The 12,478-nt window shown below is 72.8% G+C and carries 11 protein-coding genes; 3 read left to right on the plus strand and 8 right to left on the minus strand.

Going from position 1 to position 12,478, the window contains the following annotated elements:
* Positions 1 to 37 precede the first annotated feature (37 nt).
* A complete protein-coding gene (locus IG64_RS05255) occupies positions 38 to 475 on the plus strand; it encodes a Fur family transcriptional regulator (RefSeq protein WP_037852454.1) in 438 nt (145 codons plus the stop codon).
* A gap of 33 nt (positions 476 to 508) precedes the next feature.
* Positions 509 to 2,743 (plus strand): catalase/peroxidase HPI, encoded by a 2,235-nt coding sequence (gene katG / locus IG64_RS05260; protein WP_037852455.1) that lies wholly within the window; start codon positions 509 to 511, stop codon positions 2,741 to 2,743.
* A 37-nt stretch (positions 2,744 to 2,780) separates the two neighbouring features.
* Here the strand turns inward: katG and IG64_RS05265 are convergent, their stop codons facing one another.
* The 8 genes from IG64_RS05265 to IG64_RS05300 form a co-directional block, all read right to left on the minus strand.
* Entirely contained in the window at positions 2,781 to 3,005 is a 225-nt protein-coding gene (locus IG64_RS05265; protein ID WP_037852456.1) for a DUF7489 domain-containing protein, read from the minus strand.
* A gap of 44 nt (positions 3,006 to 3,049) precedes the next feature.
* Positions 3,050 to 3,277, minus strand: coding sequence for a hypothetical protein (locus IG64_RS05270; protein ID WP_037852457.1), 228 nt, complete (start codon positions 3,275 to 3,277; stop codon positions 3,050 to 3,052).
* A gap of 32 nt (positions 3,278 to 3,309) precedes the next feature.
* Complete coding sequence (locus IG64_RS05275) at positions 3,310 to 3,666, minus strand: PRC-barrel domain-containing protein (protein WP_037852459.1); 357 nt, start codon at positions 3,664 to 3,666, stop codon at positions 3,310 to 3,312.
* Positions 3,667 to 3,778: 112 nt separating this feature from the next.
* Entirely contained in the window at positions 3,779 to 6,016 is a 2,238-nt protein-coding gene (locus tag IG64_RS05280; RefSeq protein ID WP_078883804.1) for an RICIN domain-containing protein, read from the minus strand.
* 151 nt (positions 6,017 to 6,167) lie between these two features.
* A complete protein-coding gene (locus IG64_RS05285; protein WP_051812369.1) occupies positions 6,168 to 8,009 on the minus strand; it encodes a glycoside hydrolase family 35 protein in 1,842 nt (613 codons plus the stop codon).
* The gene (locus tag IG64_RS05290; RefSeq protein WP_051812371.1) at positions 8,006 to 8,881 is read right to left on the minus strand and encodes a carbohydrate ABC transporter permease; all 876 of its coding nucleotides are present in this window, start codon (positions 8,879 to 8,881) and stop codon (positions 8,006 to 8,008) included. Before IG64_RS05290 ends, IG64_RS05285 begins: the two co-directional genes overlap by 4 nt.
* Positions 8,878 to 9,888: a carbohydrate ABC transporter permease gene (locus IG64_RS05295; protein ID WP_078883805.1), complete on the minus strand. Its 1,011-nt coding sequence runs from the start codon at positions 9,886 to 9,888 to the stop codon at positions 8,878 to 8,880. The genes IG64_RS05290 and IG64_RS05295 overlap by 4 nt, the downstream gene beginning before the upstream one ends.
* Positions 9,885 to 11,183, minus strand: a complete 1,299-nt coding sequence (locus tag IG64_RS05300) for an ABC transporter substrate-binding protein (protein WP_037852461.1) — start codon at positions 11,181 to 11,183, stop codon at positions 9,885 to 9,887. The genes IG64_RS05295 and IG64_RS05300 overlap by 4 nt, the downstream gene beginning before the upstream one ends.
* Positions 11,184 to 11,409: 226 nt before the next feature.
* Here IG64_RS05300 and IG64_RS05305 point away from each other — a divergent pair, with 226 nt between their 5' ends.
* The gene (locus IG64_RS05305) at positions 11,410 to 12,477 is read left to right on the plus strand and encodes a LacI family DNA-binding transcriptional regulator (RefSeq protein WP_037852463.1); all 1,068 of its coding nucleotides are present in this window, start codon (positions 11,410 to 11,412) and stop codon (positions 12,475 to 12,477) included.
* Position 12,478 lies beyond the last annotated feature (1 nt).

Here is a 12,478-nt window from a genome sequence, read left to right on the forward strand (position 1 = left end):
TTGAACCGTTCGTGTCTGCGGCGGTAGGTTCGGCGCCATGACGCCAGCCCGGCCCCCGACGACCGCCGAGGAACTGCGCGGTGCGGGGCTGCGGGTGACGGCCGCCCGTGTCGCCCTCCTGGAGACCGTCCGCGCGGGTGACCACCTCGGCGTGGCGGACCTCGCCTGCGGGGTGCGCGCCCGCGTCGGCCACATCTCCCTGCAGGCCGTCTACGAGGCCCTGCACGCGCTCACCGCGGCAGGACTCGTACGCCGCATCGAACCGGCCGGCAGCCCCGCCCGGTACGAGGGCCGCGTCGGGGACAACCACCACCACGTCGTGTGCCGGTCGTGCGGTGCCGTCGCCGACGTGGACTGCGCGAGAGGCGAGGCACCCTGCCTGACCGCGTCCGCCTCCCACGGCTTCTCCATCGAGGAGGCCGAGGTCGTCTACTGGGGCCAGTGCCCCGCCTGTTCCACCGCGCCCAGCACGTGAGCACCGTGATCCGCCCAGCCCGGAAGGATTTCCATGTCCGAGAACCACGAGGCCATCGTCACCGACCCGAAGACGGAGGAAGCGGGCGGCGGCTGCCCGGTCGCGCACGGACGCGCACCCCATCCGACGCAGGGCGGCGGGAACCGCCAGTGGTGGCCGGAGCGGCTGAACCTGAAGATCCTCGCCAAGAACCCCGCCGTGGCCAACCCGTTCGGTGAGGACTTCGACTACGCCGAGGCGTTCAAGAGCCTCGACCTGCCGGCCGTGAAGCGGGACATCGCCGAGGTGCTGACCACCTCGCAGGACTGGTGGCCCGCCGACTTCGGGCACTACGGCCCGCTGATCATCCGCATGGCCTGGCACAGCGCGGGCACCTACCGCATCAGCGACGGCCGCGGCGGCGCCGGCGCGGGCCAGCAGCGCTTCGCCCCCCTCAACAGCTGGCCCGACAACGCCAACCTCGACAAGGCGCGCCGCCTGCTGTGGCCCGTCAAGAAGAAGTACGGCCGCAACCTGTCCTGGGCCGACCTGCTGATCCTCGCCGGCAACGTCGCCCTGGAGTCCATGGGCTTCACCACCTTCGGCTACGCCGGCGGCCGCGAGGACGTCTGGGAGGCCGAGGAGGACGTCTACTGGGGTCCCGAGACCACCTGGCTCGGTGACCAGCGCTACACCGGCGACCGCGAGCTGGAGAACCCGCTCGGCGCCGTCCAGATGGGCCTCATCTACGTCAACCCCGAGGGGCCGAACGGCAACCCGGATCCGATCGCCGCGGCCCGCGACATCCGTGAGACCTTCCGCCGGATGGCGATGAACGACGAGGAGACCGTCGCCCTCATCGCCGGCGGCCACACCTTCGGCAAGACGCACGGCGCCGGTCCGGCGGACAACGTCGGCCCCGACCCGGAGGCCGCCGGCCTGGAGGAGCAGGGCCTCGGCTGGAAGAACACCTTCGGCACCGGCAAGGGCGGCGACACCATCACCAGCGGTCTGGAGGTGACCTGGACGCCGACCCCCACCCGGTGGGACAACTCCTTCTTCGAGACCCTCTTCGGCTACGAGTGGGAACTGTTCAAGTCCCCCGCGGGCGCCCACCAGTGGCGGCCGAAGGACGGCGCGGGCGCCGGCACCGTGCCCGACGCGCACGACCCGGACAAGCGGCACCAGCCCACGATGCTCACCACCGACCTCTCGCTCCGCTTCGACCCGGTCTACGAGCCGATCTCGCGGCGCTTCCTGGAGAACCCCGACCAGTTCGCGGACGCCTTCGCCCGGGCCTGGTTCAAGCTGACCCACCGCGACATGGGCCCGGTCTCCCGCTACCTCGGCCCGGAGGTCCCCGCCGAGACCCTGCTCTGGCAGGACCCGCTGCCGCAGCGGACGTACGACCTCATCGACGCCGAGGACGTCGCCGTCCTCAAGGCGAAGATCCTCGCCACCGACCTGTCGGTGTCCGAGCTGGTCTCCACCGCGTGGGCGTCGGCCTCCTCCTTCCGCGGCAGCGACAAGCGCGGCGGCGCCGACGGCGCCCGGATCCGCCTGGAGCCGCAGCGCGGCTGGGAGGTCAACGACCCCGACCGGCTCGCGAGCGTGCTGCGCACCCTGGAGGGCGTCCAGGAGTCCTTCAACGCCGCGCAGAGCGGCGGCAAGGGCGTCTCCCTCGCCGACCTGATCGTCCTCGCGGGCGGGGTGGGCGTCGAGCGGGCCGCCAAGGAGGCCGGGTTCGAGATCGAGGTCCCCTTCACGCCGGGCCGTGTGGACGCCTCGCAGGAGCAGACCGACGTCGAGTCGTTCTCCGCGCTGGAGCCGGCCGCCGACGGGTTCCGCAACTACCTCGGCAAGGGCAACCGGCTCCCGGCCGAGTTCCTGCTCCTCGACCGCGCCAACCTGCTGACGCTGAGCGCACCGGAGATGACCGTCCTGGTCGGCGGTCTGCGGGTGCTGGGCGCGAACCACCAGCGCTCGCCGCTCGGCGTGTTCACCACCACGCCCGGCGTCCTCACCAACGACTTCTTCGTCAACCTGCTCGACCTCGGCACCCAGTGGCGGGCGGCCTCGTCCGACGCGACCACCTTCGAGGGCTTCGATCCGGCCACCGGCCGGGTGAAGTGGGCCGGCAGCCGGGCCGACCTGGTCTTCGGCTCCAACTCCGAGCTGCGTGCCGTCGCCGAGGTCTACGCGAGCGACGACGCGAAGGAGAAGTTCGTGTCCGACTTCGTCGCGGCCTGGACCAAGGTCATGAACCTCGACCGGTTCGACCTGGCCTGAGCCCGGCCGCCACGGCGTCGCCGCGCCGCCGTCCCGGTCAGACCTTGGCCGGGGCGGCGGCGCCCGCTTCCTTCACCAGACGGTCTCCGGGACCCACGGATTCCCACAGCGCCTTGTCGACGCGGAACTTCCCCGTCCCGCCCCCGGTCAGGCGCACCTCCACGTAGTGGTAGAGGCCGGAGCCGTCGGTCGTTCCCCGGGTCTTGTCCACCACGACACCGTCCCAGGCGTCCTCTTCACGTACCTTGCGAGATTTCGGCATGGTGGCACCCTAGGCCCTGCCGTCCCGACCGGCCGGGGCGCCCCTCACCGGTGCGGCCGGTCGAGGACCCGGCGGGCCACCCGGGCCGCCGCCTCGCTCTCGGCCGCGGCGGGGGACAGCTCGCTCAGCGTGTCCAGGTCGGTGTCCCGGCGCAGCTCGTCCTCCCAGGTGGCGGCGAGGCTCTCCTGCTCGGCGCGCGGCAGGCCGCGGACGTGGTCGCGGTGGCGCGGATCGAGGGCGGCCAGGAGCCGCTCGACGGTGTCGATGGCCATCTGCTCCTCCTCGCGGGCGGGCGCCCGGGCGGTCAGCGGCGGGCGAGCCGCCGTTCCCCGCCGGCGCCCGGGACGTAGGGCAGGTCGTAGTGCTGGAAGACCGCGGCCTCCTGCTCGGCGGGCAGGACGTCGTCCGTGCCGATGGAGGGCGCCTTCTTGACCAGCCCCTTGGGTTGCGCGACCTTGACGTAGTCGGGCCCCACGACGGCGCCGTCGACCGGTACGAACAGCAGGCGCTGCCGGGTGGGCAGCCCCGCACGGACGGTCACCATGGCCGGCTCGTCGGTGCCGGTGTCCACGTAGACCGCCTCCAGCGCGCCGATCTTGTGCCCTTCCTGGTCGACCACGTCGCGGTTGCGCCACTCACGGAGATCCGCCGAACGAATCATGTCTGCTCCCTGCCGCTCCCTGCCGCTCCCAGCCGTAGTACGGATGAGTGACCCGGGCGCCCGGGGCGTAAACACGCCGGTGGCCGGGGCGGTGGCGCCCCGGCCGGTGGGGTCAGCTGATCCGCCACCGCTGGAGCGGTGATCCGTCGCCGGGACGCTGGGTCACCGCGGCGCCCCTGTCCGCCGAGGCGGCGGTGAGCAGCAGCCCGCTGTGCACGGAGGCCACGGTGAACGCCCCGTCGGCCAGGCGCGTGACGGTCCAGCTCTGGTTGGCGCCGCCGGTGCAGGGCCACTGGATCACCCCGGCGCCGGCCGCGGTGGAACCGCCGTCGACGTCGGCGCACAGCCCCGAGGCGGTGTTGACGATCTCGTAGGAGCCGTCGTCCCGCCGGGCGAGGCGCCACTTCTGGTGGTCGCCGCCGTTCGGCGTCCAGGTGTCGAGCCTGGTGCCGGCCGCGGTGCTGCGTCCGGGGACCTCCAGGGTCTTGCCGGCGGTGACGAGCGTGCGGGTGCCGTCGAGCGGGGCGGGCGCCGCGCCGGTGGGCGTGAGCGTCAGCGTCTGCTCGGCCGCGGTGCGCGAGCCGCCGACCGGGCCGGTGCCCGCGGCGTCCCAGAAGCGGGCCGGGGTGGTCTCCGCGGGCCGCGCCGGGTCGCCGGACAGGCCGATCACCAGGCCGCTGTAGCGGTTGACCAGCCGGTACGTGCCGTCGGGCACGCCGCTCGCCGAGGTGCCCGGGACGACCCACCACTGCCGTCCCACGTCCGCCCCGCCTGCCCCCGCCGCGCGCACCGTGGGCCTGGTGCCCCAGGCGCGCTGGGCGGTGCTGGAGGAGTCCACGCCGAGCAGATCGCCGGTGGCCGCGTTGGCGATGCGGTACGAGCCGTCACCGTTGCCGGTGAAGATCCACGACTGCCGGGCCGATCCGTCCGCCTGTGCCTGGGAGGTGGTGGCGGAACCGCCGGGGACCTGGGTGAGGACCCGGCCGCCGCCGCTGGAGATGCGGTACGTCCGGCCCGTGTCCACGGGGGCGGCCGGCGCCGAGGTGCCGATGGTGACGTTCGCGTATTCGCCGGACGAGCCGCCCGAGCAGCCGAAGGAGCAGTACGAGCGGAAGGACTTGCCGACGATGCCCGAGCCGGTCCTGCTGGCCGGGTCGAGGAACCAGCGGTACCAGGAGGCGTTGGTGAGGCTGCCGGTGTCGCCGATCAGCCGCCACTTCTGCGTGGCCAGGTCGTCGGTGGCGTAGAACTGCTGCGGTGCCTTGCCGCTCTGGTCCACGCCCTGCGGTTCGCCGATGTACAGCCCCAGGTAGGCGTTGTAGGTGATGTCCATGACGAACAGGGGCGAGGTCGGCGGCATGGTGCCCGCCGCCACCTGCTGGCTCGTCGTCCCGCTGTTCGACGGGTCGTACTCCTTGTCCGCGGGGGTGTAGCCCGTGGGGTGGGTGGTGTCGGCCGGCACCATGTTGCTCTCCCGGCCGCCCGTCCCGGGCTGCGACCAGGCGCCGTCGTACCACTTGCGCCACGAGCCCGGCGCCATCTTGCCGGAGATCGGAGCCCGGGCCACGTGCGCGTGGAAGGCCTTCCAGCTGCCGCCCTTGTCGACGATCCGGGAGCCGTAGAAGACGTAGAAGTAGCCGGAGGCGGTGTCCACGAACAGGCGTGGGTCGCCGTCGCCGTAGTCGAACGTCTGTTGCGGGAACGCCGCCGTGTCGCCGCGCTTCGTGCTGTACGGCGAGGTGAGGACGTGGTCCTTGATGGTCCACGTCCGGCCCTGGTCCCGGGAGACGGCGTAGTCGATCGCGTCGTAGTGCAGGCCGTCACCGAAGGGCTGCGGGGTGAACTCGTTGTGGACCAGGCCGTACCAGTCGCCGGTGTCCGGGTCGACCCAGACGCCCGCCAGGTCGCAGTAGTTCTTCTGCGCGTAGTGCGAACCCGCGGGCGCGTAGCTGGACTCGACGCCGGTGGGGCTGTTGTTGCAGCGCCACGTGGTGTCGTCGTTGCGGTCGCGGGAGTCCGCCGGGTTCACCGCGCCGCTCAGGGTGCTGTCGCGGGTGGCGGAGTCGAAGTCCTTGCCGGTGAAGAAGGTCCACGCGCGGCTGTCGTCCGCGCCGTAGAGGGAGTGGGCCTGCTGGAAGTGGAAGGTGCCGTCCTTGTCGATGTAGGGGGCGGCCGGAGTGTCGTCCGGGTGGGTCCAGGAACCCTTCGCGCCGACGGTGACGGTGTACGACGGGGTGCCCGCCGCCGGTGCGGCGGGGGCCGCGAGCGCGCTGCCGCCGGTCAGGGCCGTCGCCGTGGCGACGACCGCGGCGACGAGCCCCGCGGCCAGTTGCTTGCGGTGAGGTGACACAGGTCCTCCTTGCTCGGGGCGGGGCCGCGCCGGCTGCGCGGCCCCCTGGGTGTGGTTCCTGTGCGCGACGGACCGGTGTCAGGGCCGGTCCGGTCCGTGGCCCCCGTGCCCGTACGCCCGGCCCCGAGCGGGCGGCCGTGGCGCACGGCGGTCAGTCGAACGTCTCGACGTACTCCTCGGCCGGACCCAGGGCGGGGCGGTCGGTGAGGGCGAGGTGGTCGCCGAACCGTTCGAGTTCCAGGACGGTGAGGGTGTTCTCGCCCGCGCGCAGCAGCGGGCCGGGCAGGTAGAGCGTGGTCTGCGGGCCGATCTCCCAGTAGCGGCCCAGCAGCGTCTCGCCCACCCAGACGAACCCCTTGCCGAAACCGGGCAGGGCGAGGAAGGTGTCGGCCGGTTCGGCCACCGTCAGCCGGGCGGTCGCGAAGCCCGCCCGGTCGTCGCAGGGCGCCGCCGACGCGGCTCGGCCGACTTCCCGCCGCCCCCACTCGTCCAGCGGCAGCCGGTGCATGGTCCAGCCGTGCACCAGCCGCCGGCCCACGCGGACGCCGTCCAGGATGCCCTTGCCCTGGCCGAGCAGCGGGCCGTAGTTGATCCGGCCCTGGTTCTCCACCAGCAGGTCCAGGCGCACGCGCGTCCCGGTGCCCGGCACGCTGAACGAGGAGGTCTCGCGGTCCAGTACGGCCACGGGGACGCCGTCGACGAACACCTGGGCGCGGTCGTGCAGTCCGGTGACGGTCAGCTCCTGGCGGCCCGGCGGCAGCAGCGGCTCGGCGGTGTAGAGGACCAGGCCCGAGGACAGCCCCAGCTCCTCGAAACTCAGCGGGACGGGCGCCCGCACCGGCTCGCCCGCCGCCCGCAGCGCGGGCAGGAGCGCGGCCCGCCGCGTGACCTCCAGGGTGCGGGGCGCGAGCAGCGGCGGGTCGGCGGGCGGCTCGGGAAGCGCGCGGTCCGGGCCTGCGAACGCCGCCAGCCGCTCCCGCAGGGCGTGGAACTTCGGGGTGAGCGCGCCGTGTTCGGCGATCGGGGCGTCCGAGTCGTAGCTGGTGACGGTGGGCTGGAGGCGTTCCCCGTCGTGGTTGGCACCGGCCCACAGCCCGAAATTGGTGCCGCCGTGCGCCATGTACAGGCTCACCGAACCGCCCGCGTCGAGGATCTCGCCCACGTCGTCGGCCGCGCCGGCGGCGGACCGCACGTGGTGCTTCTCGCCCCAGTGGTCGAACCAGCCGTTCCAGAACTCGGCGCAGAAGAACGGCTCGTCCTGGCGGCGCGAGCGCAGCAGCGCCGCCGCCTGGCCGGGTCGGGAGCCGAACGTCGCCGCCGCGAGGTGCCCGGGCAGACTGCCGCCGTCCTGCATCAGCGCGGTCGGCCCGTCCGCCGTGTACAGCAGCTCGGTGACACCGCGCGCCACGAGCGCGTCGCGCACCCAGCGGACGTACGCCTCGTCGTCGCCGTAGCTGCCGTACTCGTTCTCGATCTGCACCGCGACCACCGGGCCGCCCCGGGCGGCCTGGAGCGCGGCGATGCGCGGGACCAGCTCGTCGAACCAGCGGCCGACCGCCTCCAGGAAGGGGCGGTGGGAGGTGCGCGGCCGCATCCCGGGCGTGCCGGTCAGCCAGGCGGGCAGCCCGCCGTTGTCCCATTCGGCGCAGATGTACGGTCCCGGGCGCACGATGACGTCCAGTCCCGTCTCCTGCGCCAGCCCCGCGAAGCGCGCGAGGTCGCGCCCGCCGTCGAAGCGGACCTCGCCCGGGACGCGCTCGTGGAAGTTCCACGGGACGTAGGTGTCCACGGTGTTGAGGCCGAGCGCGGCCAGCCGGGCGAGCCGGTCGGCCCACTGCTCGGGACGGACCCGGAAGTAGTGCAGGGAACCGGCCAGCACGCGGTGCGGGCGGCCCGCCCGCAGCAGGGTGCCGTCCGCGAAGGCCAGCGCGGCGGCCGGGGAGGGAGCGAGGGGGGCGGGGGCGGCCGCGGTGTGCGGTGCGGAAGTGGTCACTTGACGGCTCCGGCGGTCATGCCCGCGCGCCAGAACCGCTGGAGCGCGAGGAAGGCGATCAGAAGCGGGACGACGGACACCAGGGAGCCGACGACGACCAGCGGGGGCGGCACGGCGACATGGCTCGCGTTCCAGCCGACCAGGCCGACCGTGACGGGCTGGAGCCGGTCGTCGCCGAGCACCATCGCGGGCAGCAGGTAGTTGTTCCAGATCTCCACGAACTGGAACAGGAAGATCGTCACCAGCGCGGGCAGCATCATCCGCACCCCGATGGTACGGAAGATCCGGAACTCGCCCGCCCCGTCCAGCCGTCCTGCCTCCAGGACCTCGTCGGGGACGCTCTGCGCCGCGAACACCCGGGAGAGGTAGACCCCGAACGGACTGACCACGCTGGGCAGCAGCACGGCCAGCGGGTCGTCGATCAGGTGCACCCCGGAGAACATCAGGTACAGCGGCAGCGTGAACAGCACCTTGGGCACCAGCACGGCCGCGAGCACCGCGCCGAACACCGCGCCGCGCCCGGGGAAGTCGTACTTGGCGAGCGCGTAGCCGGCCAGCGCCGAGAAGGCGGTGCCGAGGACCGCGCCGACGCCGCAGTACAGCACGCTGTTGAGCATCCAGCGCCAGAAGATCCCGCCGTCCTGGCCGCTGAGCCGGGCGATGTTGCCGAACAGGCCGAAGCCGTGGAACCACAGGCCGCTGCCGGAGAACTGCTCGCCGAACGGCTTGGTCGCCGACACCAGCAGCCACCACAGCGGGAAGAGGAAGTAGAAGGCCGACAGGCCCAGCAGCGCCATGACGGTGACGCGGCTCGCCGGGCGGCTCTCACGGCGCGAACGGACCAGGGACGCCCGCGTGCTCAGCGCGCTCATGCCTGCTCCTCCCCGCGGTGGGTCAGCTTGAAGAAGACGAAGGACACGACACCCACCAGGAGGGCCAGGAGGACGGACTGCGCGGCGGCGTAGGGGTAGTTGCCCGCCGCGACCGCGCTCTGTGCGGACATGATCGGAGTGAACGTCGAGGTCACCGAGCCGTCGGAGACCGGCTGGAGCACCGCCGGCTCGTTGTAGAGCTGCGCGGAGCCGATGACGGAGAACACCGCGGTGAGCACCAGCGCGCCGCGCACCGCCGGGATCTTGATGCTCCAGGCGGTCCGCAGGGCCGTGGCCCCGTCCATCCGGGCCGCCTCCAGGACCTCGGCGGGGATCGACTGGAGCGCCGCGTAGATGATGATCATGTTGTACCCGGCCCAGCTCCAGGTGACGATGTTGGCCACCGACCACAGCACCACCTCGCTGTGGAAGAACGGGACCGAGACACCGATCGGGTGCAGCAGACGGTTGATCGGGCTGGACTGCGACGAGTACATGAACGACCAGACCAGCGCGGCGCTGACGCCGGGGATGGCGTACGGCAGGAAGCCGGCGATCCGGAAGAAGCCCTTGCCGCGCGCCGAGCGGGAGTCGATCAGCAGCGCGAGGGCGAGGGCCACGCCGAGCATCACCGGGACCTGGACCAGGCCGAACAGCGCGACCCGGCCGAGCGAGGACAGGAACGCCTGGTCGCCGAAGGCCCGGCTGTAGTTGCCCAGCGGGTCGAAGACCCTGGTCGGCGCGGTGAGGCCGAGGCCGGAGCGGTGGACGGTGAACAGGCTGCTGACCGCCGCGTAGACGATCGGCGCGACGTACATCGCCGCGAACAGGACGAGGAAGGGGGCGCAGAACAGCAGGGGGCGCAGGCGGCGCGCGCGGGGCGCGGGGACGGGTGCCGGTGTGGGCGCGGAAGAGGGTGCCGGGGCGGGCCCGCGGGTGACCGCGGCGGGCCGGCCGGCGCGGGCGGCCGGCACCGCGTCGGCCGCGTCGATGACGGACTCGTTCACTCGGCGACCTTCAGGCCCTGCTTCTTCATCTCGTCCACGGTCCGGTTCCGCGCGGTGCGCAGCGCGTCGGCGATGGTGCCCTTGCCCGCCCACGCCTTGCCGAGCCCGTCGTCGAGGTCGGCGGCGGTCTTGGTCATCAACGGGCCCCACGTCCAGGAGGAGTTGACCTGGGGAGCCGCGGCGGCGAACACGTCGTAGATCTTCTGGCCGCCGAAGTACGGGTCGGCGCCCTTGAGCTGGGGCAGGTCGAGGAGTTTCTTCGCCGCCGGGTACAGCGCGGCCTTCTCGACGAGCGTGCCGAAGGCGGCGCGGTCGGTGCCGAGCCAGTGCGCGAACTCCCAGGCGCCCTCGGCTTCGTCGCAGCCCTTGAGGACGGCCGTCGCGGAGCCGCCCGCGTTGCCCGCCTGTCCGGCGCCCGCGGTCCACTGCGGCAGCGGTGCCACCGCCCACTGGCCGGCGCCGTCCTTCGCGCCGCCCTTGATGACCCCGGCCTGCCAGACCGCGCCGACGATGGTGGCGATGTCGCCCTTGCCGATGCCCGTGTACCAGGCCTGGTCGTACATGGGGGCGCCGCTGATCAGGCCGTCGTCGGCGAGGCCCTGCCAGTAGTCGGCGACCTTCCTGTTGGCCGCGGAGTCCATGGTGACCTGCCAGGCGTCGCCCTTGACGCCGAACCATCCGGCGCCGGTCTGCCAGGCGAGACCCGCGTAGTCGTAGTCCAGGTAGGGGGAGGAGATGTGGCGGTGCGGGTCCGAGGCGTGGATCTTCTCGGCGTCGGTCCGGTACTCGTCCCAGGTGACGGGGGGCTTCAGGCCGAGCGAGTCGAACACCTTCTTGTTGTAGAAGAGCGCCATCGGGCCGGTGTCCACGGGCGCGCCGTAGACGCCGCCGTCCAGGGTGACCGACTTCCAGGCCGCCGGCTGGTAGTCGCCCCGGTCGGCGGAGGCGTACCGGCTCACGTCCTTGAGGGCGCCCTGCGCCGCGAAGCTCGGCAGCGTCTCGTAGCCGACCTGCGCCAGGCAGGGCGCGTTGCCCGCTTTCACCGCGTTGAGCATCTTCTGGTACCCGCCCTTGGCCCCCGGCTGGACGGCCTGGTAGGTGACCTTCAGGTCCGGATGGCTCTTGTTGAACGCGGCGACGGCGTCCGCGTAGCCGGGCGCCCAGCCCCAGAATGTGATCGATCCCTTGCCGGATGCGGAAGTGGAGCCGGAGCCGGAACCGCCGCACCCGGTGGCGGTGAGGGCGAGGCCCAGGGCTCCCGCTGTCCCGGCAATACGGACAATGGATCGCTTCACGGCTCCTCCTGAAGGGCTGGGTGGAGCGGAGGAGTTGCCTCCGCGAGGCCGCGCGCACCGCGGGCGGCGGGAACCGGGCGGTGGGGCGGCGCGCTGATGGCGGAAACTATGGCAGAGAATGTTATCGATGCCAATAGGCGGTCTCGGGAGGTCGCCGAGCAGGCGGAAGAGCAGATGAGGGGGCGTGTGGGCGATATCATCGACTTCCGGTACGAGGAAGGAACCCATGGGGAAGCACAGTGACGGCGGGGAGCGGCCGCCGGGGATGGCGGATGTGGCCCGGGTCGCGGGGGTGTCGGCGCAGACCGTCTCCCGGGTGCTGTCCGGCCACCCCAACGTGCAGGACAAGACGCGGGCCAAGGTCCTGTCCGCGGTGGAACAGCTCGGCTACCGGCGCAACAACGCCGCCCGCATGCTCTCCTCGGGCCGCAGCCGCACCATCGGCGTCGTCACCCTGCAGACGAACTTCTACTCACGGGCCGCCGTCACCTCGGGCATCGAGCACGCCGCCCAGGCCGCCGGGTACGCGGTCAGCACGGCGACCACCACCTCGCTGGACACCTCCGCCATCGAGGCCGCCCTGTCCCGGCTGGCCGACCAGGGCGTCGAGGGCGTCATCCTGTCGGTGCCGCTGAACCACAGCAGCCCCCGCATCGAGCAGCTCACCCGGGCCGTGCCCACCATCACCATCGACGGCTCGCGCACCGACGCCACCGAGGTCGTCGCCATCGACCAGGGTCTCGCGGCCCGGCTGGCCACCCGCCACCTGCTGGACCTCGGCCACGACACCGTCTGGCACATCGCCGGACCCGAGGAGTGGCTGGAGGCCGCGGCCCGGCGCGAGGGCTGGCGCAGCACGCTCCAGGAGGCCGGCCGGCCGGTGCCGCCGCCCCTGGAGGGCGACTGGTCCCCGGCCTCCGGCTACCGCAGCGGCCTGATCCTGGGCCGCATCCCGGACGCCACGGCGGTGTTCGTCGCCAGCGACGAGATGGCCTTCGGCGCGATCAGGGCGCTGCACGAGCTGGGCCGCCGGGTGCCCGAGGACATCTCCGTGGTGGGGGTCGACGACATCGAACTCGCCGAGTACTGCTCGCCGTCCCTGACCACCGTCGCCCAGCCGTTCAGCCAGATGGGCACGCTCGCGGTGGCCCATCTGCTGCGGCACATCGCCGACCCCGGCGCGGTGTCCGAACCGGCCTCGGTGGAACCTCAGTTGATCGTCCGGGCCAGCACCGCACAGCACGGTGCCCCGGCCGGTGGGGCCGGGGCACCTCAGAGCTGCGAACAGAAGTAGG

The sequence above is a fragment of the Streptomyces sp. NRRL S-340 genome, assembly GCF_000720185.1.
Lineage (GTDB): Bacteria > Actinomycetota > Actinomycetes > Streptomycetales > Streptomycetaceae > Streptomyces.